Origin of the sequence: Bacillus sp. N5-665 (genome assembly GCF_022637375.2) — a bacterium.
GTDB classification, from domain to species: Bacteria; Bacillota; Bacilli; order Bacillales; family Bacillaceae_G; genus Bacillus_A; species Bacillus_A wiedmannii.
This window is the reverse complement of the sequence record NZ_CP093325.1, coordinates 5,383,191-5,407,759: the sequence shown is the minus strand read 5'-3', so window position 1 is coordinate 5,407,759 and position 24,569 is coordinate 5,383,191. Positions and strand designations below refer to the sequence as shown.

The following is a 24,569-nucleotide window of genomic DNA, read 5'->3' as shown; positions in this document are numbered from 1 at the left end:
TCATGATTTGAGGGGTGAAGCAGTTGACAGGTCAACTAGTTCAATACGGACGCCACCGCCAACGAAGAAGTTATGCCCGTATTAGTGAAGTATTAGAGTTACCAAATCTTATCGAAATTCAAACCTCTTCTTATCAGTGGTTTCTTGATGAGGGTTTGCGAGAAATGTTCCAGGACATTTCTCCGATCGAAGACTTTACGGGAAATCTATCGCTTGAATTTATCGACTACAGCTTAGGTGAACCTAAATACTCTGTAGACGAATGCAAAGAGCGTGATGTGACGTATGCAGCACCACTTCGTGTAAAAGTGCGTCTAATCAACAAGGAAACTGGTGAAGTAAAAGAACAAGATGTGTTCATGGGAGATTTCCCACTCATGACAGAGACTGGAACATTCGTAATTAACGGTGCAGAACGTGTTATCGTTTCCCAGTTAGTTCGCTCTCCAAGCGTATACTATAGTGGCAAAGTGGATAAAAACGGAAAACGTGGTTTTACTGCTACTGTAATTCCAAACCGCGGAGCTTGGTTAGAGTATGAAACAGATGCTAAGGATGTTGTATATGTGCGTATTGACCGTACGCGTAAACTTCCTGTAACTGTTTTGTTACGCGCATTAGGGTTTGGCTCTGATCAAGAAATCACCGAGCTTTTAGGTGATAACGAATACTTAAGCAACACATTAGAAAAAGACAACACAGATAGCACAGAGAAAGCATTGCTTGAAATTTATGAGCGTTTACGTCCTGGTGAACCACCAACAGTAGAAAATGCCAAGAGCTTACTTGTGTCTCGTTTCTTCGATCCAAAGCGCTACGATTTAGCAAATGTAGGTCGCTATAAGATCAACAAGAAGTTACACATTAAAAACAGATTGTTTAATCAACGTTTAGCTGAAACATTAGTGGATCCAGAAACTGGTGAAATTTTAGCGGCGGAAGGAACAATCTTAGATCGTCGTACACTTGATCGCATTTTACCTTACTTAGAGAAAAACATTGGATTCAAAACAGCGAAACCAATGGGTGGAGTGGTAGAAGGCGATGTTGAGCTGCAATCTATTAAGATTTATGCTCCTGAGTCAGAAGGCGAACGCGTAATTAATGTAATTGGTAATGCAAATATTACTCGTGATGTAAAACACATCACACCAGGTGATATCCTTGCTTCTATCAGTTACTTCTTCAACCTACTATACAAAGTGGGGGATACAGATGATATCGACCATTTAGGAAACCGTCGTCTGCGTTCTGTTGGAGAACTATTACAAAATCAATTCCGTATCGGTCTTTCTCGTATGGAACGTGTTGTTCGTGAGAGAATGTCGATTCAAGATACAAATGCAATTACACCACAAGCGTTAATTAACATTCGCCCGGTTATTGCATCTATTAAAGAGTTCTTCGGAAGTTCTCAGTTATCTCAGTTCATGGATCAAACAAACCCATTAGCAGAGTTAACTCACAAACGAAGACTATCTGCATTAGGACCCGGTGGTTTAACGCGTGAGCGCGCAGGCTTTGAAGTACGTGACGTTCACTACTCTCACTATGGTCGTATGTGTCCGATTGAAACACCAGAGGGACCAAACATCGGTTTGATTAACTCATTATCATCGTTCGCGAAAGTAAATGAGTTTGGTTTCATTGAAACACCATACCGTCGTGTTGATCCAGAATCTGGTCTTGTAACAGGGCAGGTTGATTACTTAACAGCAGATGAAGAAGATAATTATGTTGTAGCCCAAGCGAATATGAAATTATCTGAAGAAGGAGAATTCCTTAGCGAAGATATCGTAGCTCGTTTCCGTGGTGAAAACATTGTCACAAATAAAGAACGCATCGACTACATGGATGTATCTCCAAAACAAGTAGTGTCGGCAGCGACAGCTTGTATTCCGTTCTTAGAAAACGATGACTCTAACCGCGCACTTATGGGAGCGAACATGCAACGTCAGGCGGTTCCGTTAATGAATCCGGAATCTCCGATTGTAGGTACAGGTATGGAGTACGTATCAGCAAAAGACTCAGGTGCTGCAGTAATCTGTAAACATCCTGGTGTTGTTGAACGCGTAGAAGCACGTGAAGTTTGGGTACGTCGCTATGTAGAAGTTGACGGTCAAACAGTAAAAGGCGACTTAGATCGCTACAAAATGCAAAAATTCATTCGTTCTAACCAAGGAACTTGCTACAACCAACGTCCAATCGTAAGTGTTGGAAATGAAGTTGTAAAAGGTGAGATTCTTGCGGATGGTCCTTCTATGGAATTAGGTGAACTAGCACTTGGACGTAACGTGCTTGTTGGCTTCATGACTTGGGACGGTTATAACTACGAGGATGCGATCATTATGAGTGAGCGCCTTGTAAAAGACGATGTGTACACTTCTATTCATATTGAAGAATATGAGTCAGAAGCTCGTGATACGAAGCTTGGACCAGAAGAAATTACACGTGACATTCCAAACGTTGGGGAAGATGCATTACGCAACCTTGACGAGCGCGGTATCATTCGCGTTGGTGCGGAAGTAAAAGATGGAGATTTACTTGTTGGTAAAGTAACACCTAAAGGTGTAACAGAATTAACAGCTGAAGAACGTCTATTACATGCTATCTTTGGAGAAAAAGCACGTGAAGTACGTGATACATCACTACGTGTACCACACGGTGGTGGCGGTATTATCTTAGACGTAAAAGTATTCAACCGTGAAGATGGCGATGAATTGCCACCAGGCGTGAATCAACTTGTACGTGCATATATCGTTCAAAAACGTAAAATCTCTGAAGGTGACAAGATGGCCGGACGTCACGGTAACAAAGGTGTTATCTCTCGTATTTTACCAGAAGAAGATATGCCTTACTTACCAGACGGTACGCCAATCGATATCATGTTAAACCCATTAGGGGTACCATCTCGTATGAATATCGGTCAGGTATTAGAGCTTCATCTTGGTATGGCAGCAAGATACCTTGGTATTCACATTGCAACACCAGTATTCGATGGTGCTCGTGAGGAAGATGTTTGGGGCACGATTGAAGAAGCTGGTATGGCAAATGACGCGAAAACAATCCTGTATGACGGACGTACTGGTGAACCATTCGATAACCGCGTATCTGTTGGTGTCATGTATATGATCAAACTTGCGCACATGGTTGACGATAAACTTCATGCTCGTTCTACTGGACCATACTCACTTGTAACGCAGCAGCCTCTTGGAGGTAAAGCTCAGTTCGGTGGACAGCGTTTCGGTGAGATGGAGGTTTGGGCACTTGAAGCTTACGGTGCTGCTTATACTCTTCAAGAAATCTTAACAGTGAAGTCTGATGATGTTGTTGGGCGTGTTAAGACGTATGAAGCAATTGTTAAAGGCGAAAATGTTCCAGAACCAGGCGTTCCTGAATCATTCAAAGTATTGATTAAAGAGCTGCAAAGTTTAGGTATGGACGTTAAAATGATGTCTAGCGACGATAAAGAAATCGAAATGCGTGATACAGAAGATGACGATGATCATCAATCAGCAGATAAATTGAATGTCGAAGTTGAGACAACTAAAGAATAATTGGGATAACCTGTAGACTAAAAGGGAGGTAGGCCCCTTGATAGATGTAAATAACTTTGAATATATGAAGATTGGACTTGCTTCACCTGACAAGATTCGTTCTTGGTCATACGGTGAAGTTAAGAAACCAGAAACAATTAACTATCGTACGTTAAAGCCTGAAAAAGATGGCTTGTTCTGTGAGCGTATTTTCGGACCACAAAAGGACTGGGAATGTCATTGCGGAAAATACAAACGTGTACGTTATAAAGGTGTAGTTTGTGATCGATGTGGCGTTGAAGTAACGCGTGCAAAAGTTCGTCGTGAACGTATGGGTCATATCGAATTAGCTGCTCCTGTATCTCATATTTGGTATTTCAAAGGTATCCCGAGCCGCATGGGACTTGTCTTAGACATGTCCCCTCGCGCGCTTGAAGAAGTAATTTATTTCGCTTCTTATGTTGTAACAGAAAGTGGAGATACACCACTTGATAAGAAGCAATTACTTTCTGAAAAAGAATACCGTGCATATCGTGATCGATATGGTAGCACATTCCAAGCTGCTATGGGTGCGGAAGCGATTAAAAAGCTACTACAAGACATCGATTTAGATAAAGAAGTAGACTTCTTAAAAGAAGAATTAAAAACAGCGCAAGGACAACGCCGTACTCGTGCTATTAAACGTCTAGAAGTATTAGAAGCATTCCGTAACTCTGGAAATCACCCATCTTGGATGATCCTAGATGTTCTTCCAGTTATCCCGCCAGAACTACGCCCAATGGTACAGTTGGATGGTGGACGTTTTGCTACTTCTGACTTAAACGACTTATACCGTCGTGTAATTAACCGTAATAATCGTTTAAAACGTCTATTGGACTTAGGTGCACCAAGCATCATCGTTCAAAACGAAAAACGTATGTTACAAGAAGCTGTAGACGCATTAATCGATAATGGTCGCCGTGGCCGTCCAGTTACTGGACCAGGTAACCGTCCATTAAAATCACTATCTCACATGCTTAAAGGTAAACAAGGACGTTTCCGTCAAAACTTATTAGGTAAACGTGTTGACTACTCTGGCCGTTCTGTAATCGTTGTAGGACCGAACTTAAAGATGTACCAATGTGGATTACCGAAAGAAATGGCGCTTGAATTGTTTAAGCCTTTCGTTATGAAAGAGTTAGTTGGAAAAGGTTTAGCACACAACATTAAGAGTGCTAAACGTAAAATCGAGCGTGTACAACCTGAAGTTTGGGACGTTTTAGAATCTGTGATCAAAGAGCATCCAGTACTTCTAAACCGCGCACCAACACTTCACCGTCTTGGTATCCAGGCGTTTGAACCTACATTAGTAGAAGGTCGCGCAATTCGTCTTCACCCACTTGTATGTACTGCATACAACGCGGACTTTGACGGTGACCAAATGGCAGTTCACGTACCGTTATCATCAGAGGCACAAGCAGAAGCTCGTATTCTTATGTTAGCGGCACAAAACATCTTGAATCCAAAAGACGGAAAACCAGTTGTTACTCCATCTCAGGATATGGTATTAGGTAACTACTACTTAACACTTGAGCGTGAAGGCGCAATCGGTGAAGGTATGGTCTTCAAAGATGCAAACGAAGCAATACTTGCATACCAAAATGGATATGTACATCTGCACACACGTGTTGCAGTTGCTGCAAGTTCAGTAAATAATGTAACATTTACTGAAGAGCAAAAAGGTAAGCTTCTATTAACAACAGTTGGTAAATTAATATTTAACGAAATCTTACCAGAGTCGTTCCCTTATATTAATGAACCGACAAACTCAAACCTTGAAAAAGAAACACCAGCGGAGTATTTCGTTGAAAAAGGTGCGAACATTAAAGAAATTATTGCTAGTCGCGAAGAAGTGGCGCCATTTAGCAAGAAGATCCTTGGTAACATCATTGCGGAAGTATTCAAGCGTTTCCAAATTACGGAAACATCTCGCATGCTTGACCGCATGAAAAACTTAGGATTTAAGTACTCTACAAAAGCTGGTATTACAGTTGGGGTATCTGACATTCTTGTATTAGGCGAAAAAGATGAAATTCTCCATGAAGCACAAGCAAAAGTAGATAATGTAATTAAACAATTCCGTCGCGGTTTAATCACGGAAGAAGAACGTTACGATCGCGTTATCTCTATTTGGAGTAATGCAAAAGATGTTATCCAAGGAAAACTGATGAAATCCTTGAATAAACGCAACCCAATCTTCATGATGAGTGATTCCGGTGCCCGTGGTAACGCATCGAACTTTACTCAGCTTGCTGGTATGCGTGGTCTGATGGCCAATCCATCTGGTCGTATTATCGAACTTCCAATTAAATCAAGTTTCCGTGAAGGTTTAACAGTACTTGAGTACTTCATCTCTACGCATGGTGCGCGTAAAGGTCTTGCCGATACAGCACTTAAAACTGCCGATTCTGGTTACTTAACACGTCGTCTTGTAGATGTTGCACAAGATGTAATTGTCCGTGAAGATGATTGTGGAACAGATCGTGGTCTATTAATTGGTGCGATTAAAGAGGGTAATGAAGTAATTGAGTCATTATATGATCGTCTTGTTGGACGTTTTGCAAGAAAAACTGTAAAACATCCTGAAACAGGTGAAGTATTAGTTAGTGAAAACCAACTAATTACTGAAGATATCGCTCATATCGTTGAAAATTCGGGTGTTGAAACTGTAAACATTCGTTCAGCGTTCACGTGTAACACTCGCCACGGTGTATGTAAGAAGTGTTACGGTCGTAACTTAGCAACTGGTACAGACGTAGAAGTAGGAGAAGCGGTAGGTATTATCGCAGCTCAATCTATCGGTGAGCCAGGTACACAGTTAACGATGCGTACGTTCCATACAGGTGGGGTTGCCGGAGATGATATCACTCAAGGTTTACCTCGTATCCAAGAGATCTTCGAAGCTCGTAACCCGAAAGGTCAGGCAGTTATCAGTGAAATCGATGGTGTTATCGCAGCGATCAACGATGTTAAAGATCGCCAAGAAGTAGTTGTACAGGGTGAAGTTGAAGCTCGTACGTATGCTATTCCTTACGGTGCGCGCCTGAAAGTAACTTTAGGACAGCCAATTAGCCACGGTAAAGAGTTAACAGAAGGTTCTATTGATCCGAAAGAATTACTAAAAGTAACGGACATTACGGCGGTTCAAGAATACTTACTACGTGAAGTTCAAAAAGTATACCGTATGCAAGGGGTAGAAATTGGTGACAAACACGTAGAAGTAATGGTACGTCAAATGTTACGTAAAGTTCGTGTAAGTGACGCGGGTGAAACAGATGTATTACCAGGAACACTACTAGATATCCATCAGTTTACTGATGCGAATGCGAAGGTGTTACTGAAAGGTAAACAACCAGCAACGGCTAGACCTGTTCTACTTGGTATTACAAAAGCTTCACTTGAAACTGATTCGTTCTTATCTGCAGCATCGTTCCAAGAAACGACACGTGTCTTAACTGATGCAGCGATTAAGGGTAAACGCGATGAGCTTCTAGGATTGAAAGAAAATGTTATTATCGGTAAACTTGTTCCTGCTGGAACGGGTATGAATCGTTATCGCAAAGTGGATCTTGTAAAAACAACACAAGGTGACATGAATGTTGAAAACGATGAAGTTTATGTGGAACAGTAAAATTTTCCGTCGTAAATTTTGTATAAAAACAGTTAATCCTAGTTGACATTGTATGAGTCAAAATGTTACTATAATCAAGGTTGCTCCTGAACGATGCTTTGGAGGATATTTATATGTCTTATCAAAAAGTGTCAAATGCTGAAAATGTAGTCGTTGGTCATAAACGCACATTGGAGGCAATCAAAAATGGTATAGTTAAAGAAGTTGTTATTGCGGAAGATGCTGATATGCGGTTAACCCATATGATCATTCGTACTGCCTTGCAACATAACATACCCATAACCAAAGTTGAATCAGTTCGTAAGCTTGGAAAAGTTTCGGGGATTCAAGTGGGAGCTTCAGCAATAGGAATAATAAGTTAAAACTGTTTTTGTGAGGAGAGAGCATTTGCTCTCCCTTGCAAAAACTTTGTTTTCAACTAATAATGAACCACCTGGATATGTGGTCATACAAACATGCGAAGGGAGGATAATCAAATGCCTACTATTAACCAATTAGTGAGAAATGGTCGTACTGATAAAGTATGGAAATCTAAATCACCTGCGTTAAACAAAGGGTTCAACTCTTTAAAGAAAAAATCAACTGATATCTCTGCACCTCAAAAACGTGGTGTATGTACTCGTGTTGGTACAATGACTCCAAAGAAACCTAACTCAGCGTTACGTAAATACGCTCGTGTACGTTTAACAAACGGTATCGAGGTTACAGCTTACATCCCAGGTATCGGTCATAACCTACAAGAGCATAGCGTAGTATTAATTCGCGGTGGTCGAGTAAAGGATTTACCAGGGGTACGTTACCACATCGTTCGTGGTGCGCTTGATACAGCTGGTGTTGACAAACGTATGCAAGGACGTTCTAAATATGGTACTAAGCGACCAAAACCTGCTAAAAAATAATAAACTTATAATGAAAGGAGGAACTCAATATGCCTCGTAAAGGACCTGTTGCGAAACGTGACGTGTTACCAGATCCAATGTACAAGTCTAAGCTAGTAACACGCCTTATCAACAAAATGATGGTTGACGGTAAAAAAGGTAAATCTCAAACAATTCTTTATAACGCTTTCGATATCGTTCGTGAACGTTCAGATAAAGACCCTATGGAAGTATTCGAGCAAGCTCTTAAGAACATCATGCCTGTTCTTGAAGTACGTGCTCGTCGTGTTGGTGGTGCTAACTACCAAGTTCCAGTTGAGGTTCGTCCAGAACGCCGTACAACTTTAGGTCTTCGCTGGTTAGTAAACTACGCTCGTCTTCGTGGTGAAAAAACTATGGAAGAGCGTCTAGCTTACGAAATCTTAGATGCAGCTAACAACGCTGGTGCATCTGTTAAGAAACGTGAAGACACTCATAAAATGGCAGAAGCTAACAAAGCATTTGCTCATTACCGTTGGTAGGATTCAACGTAAAATAAATGTAAGCATAAACCGCTTTATTTGTCGCTTATGGAAGTGTGGAGAGGGAGAATGCCTCTCCCTTTCGTTGGGCGCTCGTTTTACATAATGAGGGTACTGGACATACTGACATGTGTAACAATATAAAGTGGCTTTTTTGCTACTTAAAATAAAAAAATCCAATCCATATATGGAAGGAGCAAGACACCAAATGACAAGAGAGTTCTCTTTAGAAAACACTCGTAATATTGGTATCATGGCTCACATCGATGCTGGTAAAACAACAGCAACTGAGCGTATTCTGTATTATACAGGACGTATTCATAAAATCGGTGAAACTCATGAAGGTGCATCTCAGATGGACTGGATGGAGCAAGAGCAAGAGCGTGGTATCACAATTACTTCTGCTGCAACTACAGCTCAATGGAAAGGTCACCGTGTAAACATCATTGACACTCCAGGACACGTAGACTTCACAGTAGAAGTAGAACGTTCTTTACGCGTACTTGATGGTGCGGTAGCAGTACTTGATGCACAATCTGGTGTAGAACCACAAACAGAAACTGTTTGGCGTCAGGCTACTACTTACGGTGTACCTCGTATCGTATTCGTTAACAAAATGGATAAGATTGGTGCAGATTTCTTATACTCTGTAGGAACAATCCACGATCGTTTACAAGCAAACGCACACCCAATTCAGTTACCAATCGGTGCTGAAGATGAGTTCAATGGTATCATTGACCTTGTTGAAGAATGTGCTTACATGTACGGTAACGATTTAGGAACAGACATCGAGCGTGTTGAAATTCCTGAAGAGCACAAAGAATTAGCTGCAGAATACCGTGGAAAACTTATTGAAGCGGTAGCTGAGCTTGATGAAGAAATGATGATGAAGTACCTAGAAGGTGAAGAAATCACTGTAGAAGAGCTTAAAGCTGGTATCCGTAAGGCTACAACTTCTGTAGAATTCTTCCCAGTAATCTGTGGTTCTGCATTCAAAAATAAAGGTGTTCAAATTCTGTTAGACGCAGTTATCGACTACCTACCATCTCCATTAGACGTACCAGCTATTAAAGGTACTCTTCCGGATACAGATGAAGAAATCGAACGTAAGTCTAGCGATGAAGAACCATTCGCAGCTTTAGCATTCAAAATCATGACTGACCCTTATGTTGGTAAGTTAACGTTCTTCCGTGTGTATTCTGGTGTGTTAAACTCTGGATCATACGTGAAAAACTCAACTAAAGGTAAGCGTGAGCGTGTAGGTCGTATCCTACAAATGCACGCTAACAGCCGTGAAGAGATTTCAACAGTTTACGCTGGTGATATCGCTGCTGCTGTAGGTTTAAAAGATACTACTACTGGTGATACTCTTTGTGATGAGAAGAGTCTTGTTATCCTTGAGTCTATGGAATTCCCAGAGCCAGTTATCTCTGTAGCTATCGAACCAAAATCTAAAGCTGACCAAGATAAAATGGGTACAGCATTATCTAAGCTTTCTGAAGAAGATCCAACATTCCGTGCTCACACTGACCAAGAAACTGGCCAAACAATCATCGCTGGTATGGGTGAACTTCACCTTGATATCATCGTTGACCGTATGCGTCGTGAATTCAAAGTGGAAGCAAACGTTGGTGCTCCTCAGGTAGCATACCGTGAGACTTTCCGCGCTGCTGCGAAAGTTGAAGGTAAGTTCGCTCGTCAATCTGGTGGTCGTGGACAATTCGGTCACGTTTGGATTGAGTTTGAACCTAATGAAGAAGGTAAAGGTTTTGAATTCCAAAACAAAATCGTCGGTGGTGTAGTTCCACGTGAATACATCCCAGCTGTTGGAGCGGGTCTTGAAGACTCACTTAAAAATGGTGTACTAGCTGGTTATCCACTAGTTGACATCAAAGCTGCGTTAGTTGACGGATCTTACCATGATGTCGATTCATCTGAGATGGCGTTCAAAATCGCTGCATCTATGGCACTTAAAGCTGCGGTTTCTAAATGTAGCCCAGTAATTCTTGAGCCAATGATGAAAGTTGAAGTTGTAATTCCTGAAGAGTACATGGGTGACATTATGGGCGACGTAACATCTCGTCGTGGACGTGTAGAAGGTATGGAAGCTCGCGGTAACGCACAAGTTGTTCGCGCTATGGTTCCACTTTCTGAAATGTTCGGTTATGCAACTGCATTACGTTCTAACACTCAAGGACGCGGAACATTCTCAATGACATTTGATCATTATGAAGAAGTACCGAAGTCTGTTTCTGAAGAAATTATTAAAAAAAATAAAGGTGAATAATTGATTTTTATCGATTGTTCAAGTATAACTACTTATGTAAGCTTAGAAAGTGGGACGTAAGTTTCACTTTCTAGTCTAAATATAAAATAACCTATATAAACTAAGGAGGAATTTAGAATGGCTAAAGCTAAATTCGAACGTTCTAAACCCCATGTTAACATCGGTACAATCGGCCACGTTGACCATGGTAAAACTACATTAACTGCTGCGATCACTACAGTTCTTGCAAAAGCTGGTGGTGCTGAAGCACGCGGATACGATCAAATCGACGCTGCTCCAGAAGAAAGAGAGCGCGGAATCACAATCTCAACTGCACACGTTGAGTACGAAACTGAAACTCGTCACTATGCACACGTTGACTGCCCAGGTCACGCTGACTATGTTAAAAACATGATCACTGGTGCTGCTCAAATGGACGGCGGTATCTTAGTAGTATCTGCTGCTGATGGCCCAATGCCTCAAACACGTGAGCACATCCTTCTTTCTCGTCAAGTAGGTGTTCCTTACATCGTTGTATTCTTAAACAAATGCGACATGGTAGACGACGAAGAATTATTAGAATTAGTAGAAATGGAAGTTCGCGACCTATTATCTGAATACGGATTCCCAGGCGACGACATTCCTGTAATCAAAGGTTCTGCTCTTAAAGCTCTTCAAGGAGAAGCTGATTGGGAAGCAAAAATCATTGAATTAATGACTGAAGTTGATGCTTACATCCCAACTCCAGAACGTGAAACTGACAAACCATTCTTAATGCCTATCGAGGATGTATTCTCTATCACAGGTCGTGGTACAGTTGCAACTGGTCGTGTAGAGCGCGGAATCGTTAAAGTTGGTGACGTAGTAGAAATCATCGGTCTTGCTGAAGAAAATGCTTCTACAACTGTAACTGGTGTAGAGATGTTCCGTAAACTTCTTGACCAAGCTCAAGCTGGAGACAACATCGGTGCTTTACTTCGTGGGGTTGCTCGTGAAGACATCCAACGTGGACAAGTTCTTGCTAAAACTGGCTCTGTAAAAGCTCACGCTAAATTCAAAGCTGAAGTTTTCGTATTATCTAAAGAAGAAGGTGGACGTCACACTCCATTCTTCGCTAACTACCGTCCTCAGTTCTACTTCCGTACAACTGACGTAACTGGTATCATCCAATTACCAGAAGGTACTGAAATGGTAATGCCTGGTGACAACATCGAAATGACTATCGAACTTATCGCTCCAATCGCTATCGAAGAGGGAACTAAATTCTCTATTCGTGAAGGTGGACGTACAGTAGGTTACGGTGTAGTTGCTACTATCGTTGAGTAATCTTAACTGATATAAAAAAACCCAAGGGATTTTCCCTTGGGTTTTTTTATTGTTTATTAATATAGAAGAAAGAGGTGTGTTTTCTATCTTTGAATGAGTTTCTTCTATAGTATATAAAACAAGAAGTAACATCCATAAACTGTAAGTTGAATAAGAACAGATGAAAACTTGAAATTCTTTAAAGTGCCATGTATAATAGCAAAAGTAGAGAAAAGCAGATGCAAACAAAAAGATGCTTGCATCTAGACGAATAACATTGTATAATAGACAATGTTGGTCTTTGACTGCGATGAAGTGGAAGGTTGCTGACACACCCGGCCGCTTTGCCATGGCATGGTGTGGGGAAATTTCCATGGAGAAGGTCTATTTTAGAAATAGGCGAACGAAGGAGGGAAAATAATGGCAAAAGAAAAAATTCGTATCCGTTTAAAAGCTTATGATCACCGTATTCTTGATCAATCAGCTGAGAAAATTGTAGAAACAGCTAAGCGTTCTGGGGCAACAGTTTCTGGTCCGATCCCATTACCAACTGAGAAGACTATTTACACAATTCTTCGTGCTGTTCATAAGTACAAAGATTCTCGTGAGCAATTCGAAATGCGCACACACAAACGTTTAATCGATATCGTGAGTCCTACTCCACAAACAGTAGATTCATTAATGCGTTTAGACTTACCGTCTGGTGTAGATATCGAAATCAAACTATAATTCATATAACTTAAAAATGTAGGAGGTGTAACTCATGACCAAAGGAATCTTAGGAAGAAAGATCGGTATGACTCAAGTATTTGCTGAGAACGGTGAGTTAATCCCAGTAACAGTTATCGCTGCTAATCCAAACGTTGTTCTTCAAAAGAAAACAACTGAAACTGATGGCTACAATGCAATCCAGTTAGGATTTGAAGATAAACGTGAAAAGTTAACTAACAAACCTGAACAAGGCCACACTGCTAAAGCATCTACAACTCCTAAGCGCTTCATTCGCGAAATCCGCGATGCAGACGTGGACGGATTAGAGGTTGGTCAAGAGGTAAAAGTTGAAGTTTTCGCTGCAGGTGAAATCGTTGACGTAACAGGAATTTCTAAAGGTAAAGGTTTCCAAGGTGTTATCAAACGCCACGGACAATCTCGCGGACCTATGTCTCATGGTTCTCGCTATCACCGTCGTCCAGGTTCAATGGGCCCAGTTGCTCCGAACCGTGTATTCAAAGGTAAAAAACTTGCTGGACGTATGGGTGGAGACCAAGTTACTATCCAAAACTTAGAAATCGTTCAAGTTGACACTGAGCGCAACTTATTACTAGTAAAAGGTAACGTTCCAGGTGCTAAGAAATCTCTTGTAGTTGTTCAAGGCGCTGTGAAGGTTAGCAAATAATTCACAATAGGAAGGAGGAATTCCAATGCCAAAAGTTACTGTATATAACCAAACTGGTTCACAGGTTGGTGAAATCGAATTAGCTGAAGCTATTTTCGGTATCGAACCAAATGAAGCTGTACTTTTCGAAGCTGTAATGATGCAACGTGCATCTTTACGTCAAGGTACACACAAAGTAAAAACTCGTTCTGAAGTTCGTGGTGGTGGTCGTAAACCATGGCGTCAAAAAGGAACTGGACGTGCTCGTCAAGGGTCTATCCGCTCTCCTCAATGGCGTGGTGGTGGTACGGTATTCGGACCTACACCAAGAAGCTATGCGTACAAACTTCCTAAGAAGGTTCGTCGTTTAGCAATCAAATCTGCATTAGCTACTAAAGTAGTTGAGAACAACATTGTAGTTCTTGAAGACCTAGTGTTAAATGCACCAAAAACAAAAGACATGCTAGCAGTACTTAAAGGATTAACTGTTGAGAAGAAAGCTCTTATCGTAACTGCTGATGCAAACGAATCTGTAGAGTTATCTGCTCGCAATATCCCTGGAGTAACAGTAATCACTGCTGATGGCGTAAACGTTTTAGACGTGCTTCATCATGATAAGCTAATCATGACAAAAGCGGCAGTGGAAAAAGTAGAGGAGGTGCTTGCATAATGAGAGATCCTCGTGATATCATTAAGCGCCCAGTTATCACTGAACGTTCTATGGAAATGATGGCTGAAAAAAAATACACGTTCGATGTGGACGTTAAATCTAATAAAACAGAAGTTAAAGATGCTCTTGAAGCGATCTTTGGTGTTAAAGTAGAAAAAGTGAACATCATGAACTACAAGCCGAAAGCAAAACGCGTTGGTCGTCACGCTGGTTTTACTAGCCGTCGTCGTAAAGCAATCGTTAAGCTAACTGCTGACAGCAAAGAAATCGAAATCTTCCAAGGTGTTTAATTCTTACTAAAGAAGGAGGGAAATTGAGATGGGAATTAAAAAGTATAATCCAACTACTAACGGTCGTCGTAATATGACTACGAATGATTTCGCTGAAATCACGACTGACAGACCAGAAAAGTCATTACTTGCTCCTTTAAGCAAGAAGGCTGGTCGTAATAACCAAGGTAAAATTACTGTACGTCATCAAGGTGGCGGACATAAGCGTCAATACCGTATCATCGACTTTAAGCGTAACAAAGATGGAATTCCAGGACGCGTTGCTACGATCGAATACGATCCAAACCGCTCTGCGAATATCGCATTAATTAACTACGTTGACGGTGAAAAACGTTACATTCTTGCTCCTAAATCTTTAGAAGTAGGTATGGAAGTTATGTCTGGCCCAGAAGCTGACATCAAAATCGGTAACGCATTACCATTAATCAACATTCCAGTAGGTACTGTTGTTCATAATATCGAGCTTAAGCCTGGTCGTGGCGGACAATTAGTTCGTTCTGCTGGTACTTCTGCTCAAGTACTTGGTAAAGAAGGTAAATACGTACTTGTACGTTTAACTTCTGGTGAAGTACGTCTTGTATTATCTGCTTGTCGCGCTTCAATCGGTCAAGTAGGTAACGAACAACACGAACTTATCAAAATCGGTAAAGCAGGTCGCTCTCGCTGGTTAGGTAAACGCCCAACAGTTCGTGGTTCTGTAATGAACCCGGTTGATCACCCACACGGTGGTGGTGAAGGACGTTCTCCAATCGGACGTAAGTCTCCAATGTCTCCATGGGGTAAACCAACTCTTGGATTCAAGACTCGTAAGAAAAACAAAGCGTCTGACAAATTCATCGTTCGTCGTCGTAAAAAATAATGGGATTGTAGTACGGTTCATTTCTAGAACCGTACGCCAATCACGAAGGGAGGCACCAAAATGGCTCGTAGCTTAAAAAAAGGACCATTTGTCGATGATCACTTAATGAGCAAAATGGAAAAATTAGTTGCATCTGAGCAAAAACAAGTTGTTAAAACTTGGTCTCGCCGTTCAACAATCTTCCCTCAGTTCATCGGACACACAATCGCTGTATATGATGGTCGTAAACACGTACCTGTGTACATCACTGAGGATATGGTTGGCCATAAGTTAGGTGAATTCGCACCAACTCGTACGTATAAAGGTCACCTTGCTGACGATAAGAAAACTAGAAGATAATGAGAGGAGGCACTTCAATGCAAGCTAAAGCAGTAGCGAGAACAGTTCGTATTGCTCCTCGTAAAGTTCGTTTAGTAGTAGACTTAATCCGAGGTAAGCAAGTGGGTGAAGCGATTGCTATCCTTAACCACACACCAAAAACTGCTTCTCCAGTTGTAGAGAAAGTTTTAAAATCTGCAATCGCAAATGCAGAGCACAATTATGAGATGGATATTAACAACCTAGTTGTTGAAAAAGTTTTCGTTGACGAAGGTCCAACGTTGAAACGTTTCCGTCCACGTGCAATGGGTCGTGCAAGCCAAATTAACAAACGCACAAGCCACATTACAGTTGTGGTATCAGAAAAGAAGGAGGGATAATCGATGGGTCAAAAGGTTAATCCAATTGGTCTTCGTGTCGGCGTTATCCGTGACTGGGAATCTCGTTGGTTCGCAGAGAAAGATTATGCTACATTACTACATGAAGACATCAAAATCCGTGAGTACATTACTGTACGCTTAAAAGATTCTGCTGTTGCTAAAGTAGAAATCGAACGTGCAGCAAATCGTGTAAATGTTACAATTCACACTGCAAAACCTGGTATGGTAATTGGTAAAGGTGGTACTGAAGTTGAAGCACTTCGTAAAGCTCTTAACCAATTAACAGGCAAGCGTGTACACATCAACATTTTAGAAGTTAAGAGAGCTGATCTTAACGCTAAATTAGTAGGCGAAAACATCGCTCGTCAATTAGAAAACCGTGTATCATTCCGTCGTGCACAAAAGCAAGTTATTCAACGTGCTATGCGTGCAGGTGCTAAAGGTATTAAAACACAGGTTTCTGGTCGTCTTGGCGGAGCTGATATCGCTCGTGCAGAATCTTACAGTGAAGGAACTGTTCCACTTCATACACTTCGCGCTGATATTGACTATGCAGCAGTTGAAGCTGATACAACATACGGTAAATTAGGCGTAAAAGTATGGATCTACCGTGGAGAAGTCCTTCCTACAAAAAAGAAAGCTTCTGAGGAAGGAGGAAAATAATATGTTAATGCCAAAACGCGTAAAATATCGTAGAGAGCATCGTGGTAAAATGCGTGGTCGTGCAAAAGGTGGAACTGAAATTGCTTTCGGTGAATTCGGTTTACAAGCACAAGCTGCTTCATGGATTACAAACCGTCAAATCGAAGCTGCTCGTCGTGCAATGACTCGTTACATGAAACGTGGCGGTAAAGTATGGATTAAAATTTTCCCTTCTAAACCTTACACTGCAAAACCTCTAGAAGTACGTATGGGTTCCGGTAAAGGGGCACCAGAAGGCTGGGTAGCAGTAGTAAAACCTGGGAAAATTATGTTCGAAATCGCGGGTGTATCTGAAGAGGTAGCACGCGAAGCATTACGTCTTGCAGCTCACAAGTTACCTGTGAAATGTAAATTCGTAAAACGTGAAGAAAATGGTGGTGAATCTAATGAAAACTAATGATATTCGTGAATTAACCACTGCCGAAATCGAAACAAAAGTTAAAGCTTTAAAGGAAGAATTGTTCAATCTTCGCTTCCAACTTGCTACAGGACAATTAGAGAATCCAACTCGCATTCGTGAAGTGCGTAAAGCAATTGCTCGTATGAAAACTGTAGTTCGTGAAAGAGAGATCGGAATTAATCGATAAATTGAGGGGAGGTTTGCATAGTGAGCGAACGTAACCAACGCAAAGTTTATACTGGTCGTGTTGTGTCTGACAAAATGGACAAAACGATTACAGTTTTAGTTGAAACTTACAAAACTCATTCCTTGTACGGAAAACGTGTTAAGTATTCTAAGAAGTACAAAGCCCATGATGAGCAAAACCAAGCGAAACTTGGCGATATCGTTAAAATCATGGAAACTCGCCCGCTTTCTGCTACTAAGCGTTTCCGTTTAGTTGAAATCGTTGAAGAAGCGGTTATTATCTAAATAGACGAATCGGAATTTTTAGTCCGAAGGGAGGTTTCATAACATGATCCAACAAGAATCTCGTTTGAAAGTTGCTGACAACTCTGGTGCACGTGAACTTTTAACAATTAAAGTATTAGGCGGCTCTGGTCGTAAATATGCTAACATTGGTGACATTATCGTTGCTACGGTAAAACAAGCAACACCAGGTGGCGTTGTTAAAAAAGGTGACGTTGTTAAAGCAGTAGTGGTACGTACGAAGAGCGGAGCTCGTCGTCCGGACGGTTCTTATATCAAATTTGATGAAAACGCAGCGGTTATCATCAAAGACGATAAGAGCCCACGTGGTACTCGTATCTTCGGACCAGTAGCTCGTGAATTACGTGATAGCAACTTCATGAAGATCGTTTCTTTAGCTCCAGAAGTTCTATAATTTAAGGTATTGCCTTGCTAAGGAGGTGCAGAATTAAGATGCATGTAAAAAAAGGTGATAAAGTACAGGTAATCACTGGAAAAGACAAAGGAAAACAAGGCGTTATCCTTGTGGCTTTCCCAAAGCAAAACCGTGTTATCGTTGAGGGTGTTAACATCGTTAAAAAACACTCTAAGCCATCTCAATTAAATCCACAAGGTGGAATTATTACTAAAGAAGCACCTATTCACGTTTCTAACGTTATGGTTTTAGATCCGAAAACAGGTGAACCTACTCGCGTAGGCTTCAAAGTAGAAGATGGTAAAAAAGTTCGTATTGCAAAAAAATCTGGTGAATTATTAGATAAATAATTTTCTTAAGAAAGGAGGTCACTTCATTGAATCGCCTTAAAGAGAAGTTCCAAAAGGAAATTACTCCTGCTCTAGTGAGCAAGTTTAACTATAAATCTGTGATGGAAGTACCGAAAATCGAAAAGATCGTAATCAACACTGGTGTTGGTGACGCGGTATCTAACTCAAAAGCTTTAGACAATGCAGTAGAAGAATTAACACAAATCGCAGGTCAAAAACCTGTTGTAACTCGTGCTAAAAAATCAATCGCTGGTTTCCGTCTTCGTGAAGGTATGCCAATCGGTGCGAAAGTAACTTTACGCGGCGAGCAAATGTATGAGTTCTTCGACAAATTAGTATCAGTTTCTTTACCACGTGTACGTGATTTCCGTGGTGTTTCTAAGAAATCATTCGATGGTCGTGGGAACTACACATTAGGTGTTAAAGAGCAACTTATCTTCCCTGAGATCGATTATGATAAAGTAAGCAAAGTCCGCGGTATGGACATCGTAATCGTTACTACAGCGAAAACTGATGAAGAAGCTCGTGAACTTTTAACACAATTCGGTATGCCATTCCAAAAATAATGGAAACCAACGCTAAGTAGAGGAGGCGAAAACGTGGCTAAAAAATCTATGATAGCGAAACAAAAGCGTACTCCTAAGTTTAAAGTACAAGAGTATACACGTTGCGAACGCTGCGGTCGTCCGCATTCTGTATACCGCAAATTTAAGCTTTGCCGTATTTGTTTCCGTGAACTTGCATATAAAGGTCAAATTCCTGGTGTTAAAAAAGCTAGTTGGTAAAACCCACAAATGGGAAGGAGGTAAAACACATGGTGATGACAGATCCAATTGCAGACATGCTTACTCGCATCCGTAATGCGAACATGGTACGTCATGAGAAATTAGAGGTTCCTGCTTCTAAAATCAAAAAAGAGATCGCTGAACTTTTAAAACGTGAAGGTTTCATTCGTGATGTAGAATACATCGAGGATAACAAACAAGGTATCCTTCGTATTTTCCTGAAATATGGTGCAAACAATGAACGTGTAATCACTGGATTAAAACGTATCAGTAAACCTGGCTTACGCGTTTACGCTAAAGCTGATGAAGTACCACGTGTACTTAACGGATTAGGTATCGCTCTTGTTTCTACATCTAAGGGAGTAATGACAGACAAAGACGCTCGTCAATTACAAACTGGTGGAGAAGTAGTAGCATACGTTTGGTAATATATATTTAAAACGAACGGAGGTGTGACCACATGTCTCGTATTGGTAAAAAGATTCTTGAAATCCCTGCAGGTGTTACTATTACAATTGCAGAAGACAATACTGTAACAGTAAAAGGCCCTAAAGGTGAATTAACTCGTAAATTCAATGCTGATATGTCTATCAAAATTGAAGAAAATACACTAACAGTTGAGCGTCCTTCTGAACAGAAGGAACACCGTGCATTACACGGTACAACTCGTGCTTTAATCGGAAACATGGTTGAAGGTGTAACTACAGGTTTCGCACGCGGACTTGAATTAGTCGGTGTTGGTTACCGTGCTCAAAAACAAGGAGATAAACTTGTATTAAGCGTAGGTTATTCTCATCCAGTAGAAATGACTCCGGAAGCAGGTCTTGAAGTTGAAGTACCTGTACCAACTAAAATCGTAATCAAAGGTATCGACAAGCAACGTGTTGGCGAATTTGCTGCTAACATCCGTGCTGTACGTGCTCCTGAGCCTTATAAAGGTAAAGGTATTCGTTACGAAGGCGAAGTTGTTCGTCGTAAAGAAGGTAAAACTGCTAAGTAAACCCGTTAGGTGAGAGAAAGGAGTGACAAGAATGATCACTAAAGCTGATAAAAATGCGACTCGTAAGAAAAGACATGCACGTGTACGTGCTAAACTTACTGGTACTGCAGAACGTCCACGTTTAAACGTGTTCCGTTCTAACCAACATATTTACGCTCAAGTTATTGATGATGTAAATGGTGTAACGTTAGTAAGTGCATCTACTCTTGATAAAGACCTTGCTCTTAACGGTACTAGCAATACTGAAGCTGCTACGAAAGTAGGAGAATCAGTTGCTAAGCGTGCTGTAGAGAAAGGCGTTAAAGAAGTAGTATTCGATCGCGGTGGTTACTTATACCATGGCCGTGTTAAAGCTCTAGCTGAGGCTGCTCGTGAGGCTGGATTACAATTTTAATGGTCAAAGGAGGGAAAATTGATGCATCGCATTGACCCAAGTAAATTAGAACTTGAAGAACGTGTAGTTACGATAAATCGTGTCGCGAAAGTTGTTAAGGGTGGTCGTCGTTTCCGCTTTGCTGCACTAGTTGTAGTTGGCGATAAAAACGGTCATGTTGGATTCGGTACTGGTAAAGCACAAGAGGTACCAGACGCAATCCGCAAAGCTATCGAAGACGCTAAGAAAAACTTAATCGCTGTACCATTAGTTGGTACAACAATTCCACACACAATCAACGGTCATTTTGGAGCTGGTGAAGTATTCTTAAAACCTGCTGCTGAAGGTACTGGTGTTATTGCTGGTGGACCTGTTCGTGCGGTACTTGAATTAGCTGGTGTACAAGATATTCTTTCGAAATCTCTTGGTTCTAACACACCAATCAACATGATTCGCGCTACTGTGAACGGATTAAGCGAACTTAAGCGCGCTGAAGATGTTGCAAAATTACGCGGTAAATCTGTAGAAGAGCTACTAGGTTAAGGAGGGAAAACAAATGGCGAAAAAGTTAGAAATTACCCTCACTCGTAGTGTAATTGGTCGTCCACAAGATCAACGTGCGACGGTAGAAGCTTTAGGTCTTAAAAAGTTGAATTCAACTGTAGTTAAGGAAGAAACTCCTGCTATTCTTGGTATGATCAACAAAGTTTCTCACCTTATAACTGTAAAAGAAGCTTAAGGATAACTCATTAATATAAGGAGGTGCCTGGGAATGAAACTTCATGAATTAAAACCTGCAGAAGGTTCTCGTAAAGTACGTAACCGTGTCGGTCGTGGTATCGGTTCTGGTAACGGTAAAACTGCTGGTAAAGGTCATAAAGGACAAAACGCACGTTCTGGTGGCGGTGTTCGTCTTGGCTTCGAAGGTGGTCAAACTCCATTATTCCGTCGTTTACCAAAACGCGGCTTCACAAACATTAACCGTAAAGAGTTTACTATTGTAAACTTATCAACGTTAAATCGTTTTGAAGATGGTACAGAAGTAACACCTGAATTATTGCTGGAAACTGGCGTTATCAGCAAGTTAAACGACGGTGTTAAAATTCTTGCAAGCGGCGCAGTAGAGAAAAAATTAACTGTTAAAGCGCACAAGTTCTCTTCAAGTGCTAAAGAAGCAATTGAAGCAGCTGGCGGATCAGTTGAGGTGATCTAATGTTTCGTACAATCTCCAACTTTATGCGCGTTGCTGAGATAAGACGTAAAATATTATTCACTTTAGCGATGTTAATCGTATTCAGAATTGGCACGTTTATCCCAGTGCCATTTACAAATGGAGACGTACTGAAAGCACAAGATCAATTAAATGCCTTAGGTATCCTAAATACATTTGGCGGTGGCGCCTTGAAAAACTTCTCCATCTTCGCGATGGGAATCATGCCGTATATTACAGCATCCATCATCGTGCAATTATTGCAGATGGATGTTGTTCCTAAATTTTCGGAATGGTCGAAGCAAGGTGAAATGGGCCGTCGTAAACTAACGCAATTCACGCGTTACTTTACAATTGTTCTTGCGTTTATTCAGGGGTTTGGTATGTCAATCGGTTTTAACGGTATGGTAGGTGGGCAATTAATTTTGAATCCTGGTTGGAGCACTTATTTATACATTGCTACGGTACTGACTGCTGGTACTGCATTTTTAATGTGGTTAGGTGAACAGATTACAGCTAAAGGTGTAGGTAATGGTATTTCCATCCTGATCTTTGGCGGTATTGCCGCAGCGATCCCAAGTGTTATATCTCAAGTGTATCAACAACAGTTTCAAAATATCGGAGATCAATTGTTCATGAGTATCGTTAAAGTTGCATTGATCTTACTAGCTGTGCTAGCGGTTATTGTTGGTGTTATTTTCATTCAACAGGCTGTTAGAAAGATCCCAATTCAATATGCGAAGCGTGTAACAGGAGGGAATGGGAATCATGCTGGAGCACAAAACACACATTTACCGCTTAAGGTAAATAGTGCGGGTGTTATTCCAGTCATTTTTGCTGTTTCATTCTTAATTACGCCTCCAACTATTGCACAGTTCTTCCCGAATCATGATGTATCGCAGTGGATCATTGCAAACTTTAACTATTCTCACCCAGTGGGAATGATCATATATGTTGCGCTCATTGTAGCCTTCACATATTTCTATGCGTTTGTTCAGGTTAATCCAGAGCAAATGTCAGAGAATCTAAACAAACAAGGTGGATATGTTCCAGGTATTCGTCCGGGTAAGAATACGGAACAATATCTAACAAAAATCTTGTATCGTTTGACCTTTGTAGGATCAATTTTCCTAGCAGCGATTGCAATCTTACCAGTTATCTTTACGAAATTGGGAAATCTTCCTCCATCTGCACAGATTGGTGGAACGAGTATGTTAATCGTTGTCGGCGTTGCTTTAGAAACAATGAAGCAGCTAGAAAGCCAACTGGTAAAACGCCATTACAAAGGGTTTATCAAGCAATGAGTAAGTGGGAAGAATTATCTTCCCTACATGCTCATGTACTCTGAGGGGGAACAAGGATGAACTTAATTTTAATGGGGCTTCCTGGTGCTGGTAAAGGTACACAAGCCGAACAGATTGTTGCCAAGTATAACATCCCTCACATTTCAACAGGAGATATGTTCCGTGCAGCTATGAAGGCTGAAACTGAAATGGGTCTACAAGCAAAATCTTTTATTGATAAAGGTGCACTTGTTCCAGATGAAGTTACAATCGGAATCGTTCGTGAACGTTTAAGTCAAGAAGACTGCGTAAGAGGTTTCTTACTAGACGGTTTCCCACGAACTGTTGCACAAGCATCAGCTCTTGAAGAGATTATGAAAGATCTTGGTAAAAAAATCGACTATGTTTTAAACATTAATGTGGATTCAGGGTTGTTATTAACACGCCTTACAGGCCGTCGCATTTGTAAAGAGTGCGGTGCGACTTACCACTTAGAATTCAATCCACCAGCAAAAGCTGATGTGTGCGATAAATGTGGTGGCGAATTATATCAACGCTCTGATGACAATGAAGAAACTGTGGCAAATCGTTTAGATGTAAATATTAAGCAAACAAAACCTTTGCTTGATTTCTACGAGGAGCTTGGTTACTTACAAAGCATTAATGGTGAGCAAGATATCAATAAAGTATTTGCTGATATCGATGTTCTCATCGGAGGCTTAGCGTAATGATCATCTGCAAAACTCCTCGCGAGATAGAAATCATGCGAGAAGCTGGCAGGATCGTTGCTTTAACTCATCAAGAGTTGAAACAGCATATTACTCCAGGAATTACAACGAAAGAGCTCGATCAAATAGCGGAAAAGACGATTCGAAAATATGGTGCTACGCCATCTTTTAAAGGATACAACGGATTTCCGGGGAGCATATGTGCTTCTGTAAATGAAGAGCTTGTACACGGAATTCCAGGGAAGCGCAAGCTCGAAGAGGGCGATATCATCAGTATCGATATTGGTGCGAAATACAATGGGTACCATGGAGATTCTGCATGGACGTATCCAGTTGGAAACATTTCTGAATCTGTTCAAAAGCTACTTGATGTCACAGAAAAATCGTTGTATCTTGGTCTAGAACAAGTAAAACCAGGCGAAAGATTATCAAATATCTCACATGCGGTCCAAACCCATGCTGAAGAGAATGGGTTCTCGATCGTTAGGGAGTATGTTGGTCACGGAATCGGGCAAGACTTACATGAGGACCCTCAAATCCCGCACTATGGTCCACCAAATAGAGGCCCTAGATTAAAGCCGGGAATGGTCATCTGTGTTGAGCCGATGGTGAATCAAGGAAGACGATATGTAAAAACACTATCTGATGACTGGACAGTGGTAACGGTAGATGGTAAATGGTGTGCACACTTTGAGCACACGATTGCTCTTACAGAAGCAGGATACGAAATCCTTACCACTTTATAAGTAGCTGGCTCTCCGGGATTTCAGAGCAGTGTAAAATGTTA

31 protein-coding genes are annotated in these 24,569 nt (G+C 41.1%); all 31 read left to right on the top strand.

Features of this window, described 5'->3' with window-relative positions:
- The first annotated feature begins 23 nt into the window (after nt 1-23).
- The 31 genes from rpoB to map all read left to right on the top strand — a co-directional run bounded on the left by rpoB (nt 24) and on the right by map (nt 24,528).
- The gene (gene rpoB / locus MNO09_RS30320; protein WP_000147550.1) at nt 24-3,557 is read left to right on the top strand and encodes a DNA-directed RNA polymerase subunit beta; all 3,534 of its coding nucleotides are present in this window, start codon (nt 24-26) and stop codon (nt 3,555-3,557) included.
- Between the two features lie 37 nt (nt 3,558-3,594).
- Nucleotides 3,595-7,206, top strand: coding sequence for a DNA-directed RNA polymerase subunit beta' (gene rpoC / locus MNO09_RS30315; RefSeq protein ID WP_000567948.1), 3,612 nt, complete (start codon nt 3,595-3,597; stop codon nt 7,204-7,206).
- 113 nt (nt 7,207-7,319) lie between these two features.
- Nucleotides 7,320-7,568 (top strand): 50S ribosomal protein L7ae-like protein, encoded by a 249-nt coding sequence (locus MNO09_RS30310; protein ID WP_000121828.1) that lies wholly within the window; start codon nt 7,320-7,322, stop codon nt 7,566-7,568.
- Nucleotides 7,569-7,682: 114 nt separating this feature from the next.
- Nucleotides 7,683-8,105 carry a 30S ribosomal protein S12 gene (rpsL, locus tag MNO09_RS30305; protein WP_001142341.1) on the top strand — a complete coding sequence of 141 codons (423 nt, stop codon included), beginning with the start codon at nt 7,683-7,685 and terminating at the stop codon, nt 8,103-8,105.
- Between the two features lie 29 nt (nt 8,106-8,134).
- Nucleotides 8,135-8,605: a 30S ribosomal protein S7 gene (gene rpsG / locus MNO09_RS30300; RefSeq protein ID WP_001137489.1), complete on the top strand. Its 471-nt coding sequence runs from the start codon at nt 8,135-8,137 to the stop codon at nt 8,603-8,605.
- A gap of 208 nt (nt 8,606-8,813) precedes the next feature.
- A complete protein-coding gene (gene fusA / locus MNO09_RS30295) occupies nt 8,814-10,892 on the top strand; it encodes an elongation factor G (protein ID WP_000196381.1) in 2,079 nt (692 codons plus the stop codon).
- 117 nt (nt 10,893-11,009) lie between these two features.
- Entirely contained in the window at nt 11,010-12,197 is a 1,188-nt protein-coding gene (gene tuf, locus MNO09_RS30290; RefSeq protein WP_001029617.1) for an elongation factor Tu, read from the top strand.
- Between the two features lie 399 nt (nt 12,198-12,596).
- Nucleotides 12,597-12,905 carry a 30S ribosomal protein S10 gene (gene rpsJ / locus MNO09_RS30285; protein ID WP_001040595.1) on the top strand — a complete coding sequence of 103 codons (309 nt, stop codon included), beginning with the start codon at nt 12,597-12,599 and terminating at the stop codon, nt 12,903-12,905.
- Nucleotides 12,906-12,939: 34 nt separating this feature from the next.
- Nucleotides 12,940-13,572, top strand: a complete 633-nt coding sequence (gene rplC, locus MNO09_RS30280; RefSeq protein ID WP_000160209.1) for a 50S ribosomal protein L3 — start codon at nt 12,940-12,942, stop codon at nt 13,570-13,572.
- 25 nt (nt 13,573-13,597) lie between these two features.
- The gene (gene rplD / locus MNO09_RS30275) at nt 13,598-14,221 is read left to right on the top strand and encodes a 50S ribosomal protein L4 (RefSeq protein WP_001127258.1); all 624 of its coding nucleotides are present in this window, start codon (nt 13,598-13,600) and stop codon (nt 14,219-14,221) included.
- Nucleotides 14,221-14,511: a 50S ribosomal protein L23 gene (gene rplW, locus MNO09_RS30270; RefSeq protein WP_001205558.1), complete on the top strand. Its 291-nt coding sequence runs from the start codon at nt 14,221-14,223 to the stop codon at nt 14,509-14,511. Before rplD ends, rplW begins: the two co-directional genes overlap by 1 nt.
- Before the next feature lie 28 nt (nt 14,512-14,539).
- Nucleotides 14,540-15,370: a 50S ribosomal protein L2 gene (gene rplB / locus MNO09_RS30265; protein ID WP_000511583.1), complete on the top strand. Its 831-nt coding sequence runs from the start codon at nt 14,540-14,542 to the stop codon at nt 15,368-15,370.
- A gap of 60 nt (nt 15,371-15,430) precedes the next feature.
- Nucleotides 15,431-15,709: a 30S ribosomal protein S19 gene (rpsS, locus tag MNO09_RS30260; RefSeq protein WP_000124454.1), complete on the top strand. Its 279-nt coding sequence runs from the start codon at nt 15,431-15,433 to the stop codon at nt 15,707-15,709.
- A gap of 17 nt (nt 15,710-15,726) precedes the next feature.
- Complete coding sequence (gene rplV / locus MNO09_RS30255; protein WP_001148024.1) at nt 15,727-16,068, top strand: 50S ribosomal protein L22; 342 nt, start codon at nt 15,727-15,729, stop codon at nt 16,066-16,068.
- A 3-nt stretch (nt 16,069-16,071) separates the two neighbouring features.
- A complete protein-coding gene (gene rpsC, locus MNO09_RS30250) occupies nt 16,072-16,731 on the top strand; it encodes a 30S ribosomal protein S3 (protein WP_000529958.1) in 660 nt (219 codons plus the stop codon).
- 1 nt (nt 16,732) lies between these two features.
- The gene (rplP, locus tag MNO09_RS30245) at nt 16,733-17,167 is read left to right on the top strand and encodes a 50S ribosomal protein L16 (protein WP_000928969.1); all 435 of its coding nucleotides are present in this window, start codon (nt 16,733-16,735) and stop codon (nt 17,165-17,167) included.
- Nucleotides 17,157-17,357 carry a 50S ribosomal protein L29 gene (rpmC, locus tag MNO09_RS30240; RefSeq protein WP_000855718.1) on the top strand — a complete coding sequence of 67 codons (201 nt, stop codon included), beginning with the start codon at nt 17,157-17,159 and terminating at the stop codon, nt 17,355-17,357. The genes rplP and rpmC overlap by 11 nt, the downstream gene beginning before the upstream one ends.
- Before the next feature lie 20 nt (nt 17,358-17,377).
- Nucleotides 17,378-17,641: a 30S ribosomal protein S17 gene (rpsQ, locus tag MNO09_RS30235; RefSeq protein ID WP_000004106.1), complete on the top strand. Its 264-nt coding sequence runs from the start codon at nt 17,378-17,380 to the stop codon at nt 17,639-17,641.
- Between the two features lie 43 nt (nt 17,642-17,684).
- Nucleotides 17,685-18,053, top strand: coding sequence for a 50S ribosomal protein L14 (gene rplN, locus MNO09_RS30230; RefSeq protein WP_000615912.1), 369 nt, complete (start codon nt 17,685-17,687; stop codon nt 18,051-18,053).
- A 38-nt stretch (nt 18,054-18,091) separates the two neighbouring features.
- Nucleotides 18,092-18,403, top strand: coding sequence for a 50S ribosomal protein L24 (gene rplX, locus MNO09_RS30225; protein WP_000558201.1), 312 nt, complete (start codon nt 18,092-18,094; stop codon nt 18,401-18,403).
- A gap of 26 nt (nt 18,404-18,429) precedes the next feature.
- A complete protein-coding gene (gene rplE / locus MNO09_RS30220; RefSeq protein WP_001080829.1) occupies nt 18,430-18,969 on the top strand; it encodes a 50S ribosomal protein L5 in 540 nt (179 codons plus the stop codon).
- Between the two features lie 33 nt (nt 18,970-19,002).
- Nucleotides 19,003-19,188 carry a 30S ribosomal protein S14 gene (gene rpsN / locus MNO09_RS30215; protein ID WP_001085700.1) on the top strand — a complete coding sequence of 62 codons (186 nt, stop codon included), beginning with the start codon at nt 19,003-19,005 and terminating at the stop codon, nt 19,186-19,188.
- Between the two features lie 29 nt (nt 19,189-19,217).
- Nucleotides 19,218-19,616: a 30S ribosomal protein S8 gene (gene rpsH, locus MNO09_RS30210; protein ID WP_000245511.1), complete on the top strand. Its 399-nt coding sequence runs from the start codon at nt 19,218-19,220 to the stop codon at nt 19,614-19,616.
- Nucleotides 19,617-19,648: 32 nt separating this feature from the next.
- Nucleotides 19,649-20,188 (top strand): 50S ribosomal protein L6, encoded by a 540-nt coding sequence (gene rplF / locus MNO09_RS30205; RefSeq protein WP_000086553.1) that lies wholly within the window; start codon nt 19,649-19,651, stop codon nt 20,186-20,188.
- Nucleotides 20,189-20,219: 31 nt separating this feature from the next.
- A complete protein-coding gene (rplR, locus tag MNO09_RS30200; protein WP_000628818.1) occupies nt 20,220-20,582 on the top strand; it encodes a 50S ribosomal protein L18 in 363 nt (120 codons plus the stop codon).
- A gap of 21 nt (nt 20,583-20,603) precedes the next feature.
- Complete coding sequence (gene rpsE / locus MNO09_RS30195) at nt 20,604-21,104, top strand: 30S ribosomal protein S5 (RefSeq protein WP_000554646.1); 501 nt, start codon at nt 20,604-20,606, stop codon at nt 21,102-21,104.
- 13 nt (nt 21,105-21,117) lie between these two features.
- Entirely contained in the window at nt 21,118-21,300 is a 183-nt protein-coding gene (rpmD, locus tag MNO09_RS30190; RefSeq protein ID WP_001085231.1) for a 50S ribosomal protein L30, read from the top strand.
- A gap of 33 nt (nt 21,301-21,333) precedes the next feature.
- Nucleotides 21,334-21,774 (top strand): 50S ribosomal protein L15, encoded by a 441-nt coding sequence (rplO, locus tag MNO09_RS30185; protein WP_000766083.1) that lies wholly within the window; start codon nt 21,334-21,336, stop codon nt 21,772-21,774.
- Complete coding sequence (secY, locus tag MNO09_RS30180; RefSeq protein ID WP_000490119.1) at nt 21,774-23,075, top strand: preprotein translocase subunit SecY; 1,302 nt, start codon at nt 21,774-21,776, stop codon at nt 23,073-23,075. The genes rplO and secY overlap by 1 nt, the downstream gene beginning before the upstream one ends.
- A gap of 56 nt (nt 23,076-23,131) precedes the next feature.
- The gene (locus MNO09_RS30175) at nt 23,132-23,782 is read left to right on the top strand and encodes an adenylate kinase (protein ID WP_001048998.1); all 651 of its coding nucleotides are present in this window, start codon (nt 23,132-23,134) and stop codon (nt 23,780-23,782) included.
- Nucleotides 23,782-24,528: a type I methionyl aminopeptidase gene (gene map / locus MNO09_RS30170; protein WP_000582542.1), complete on the top strand. Its 747-nt coding sequence runs from the start codon at nt 23,782-23,784 to the stop codon at nt 24,526-24,528. The genes MNO09_RS30175 and map overlap by 1 nt, the downstream gene beginning before the upstream one ends.
- Nucleotides 24,529-24,569: the final 41 nt, after the last annotated feature.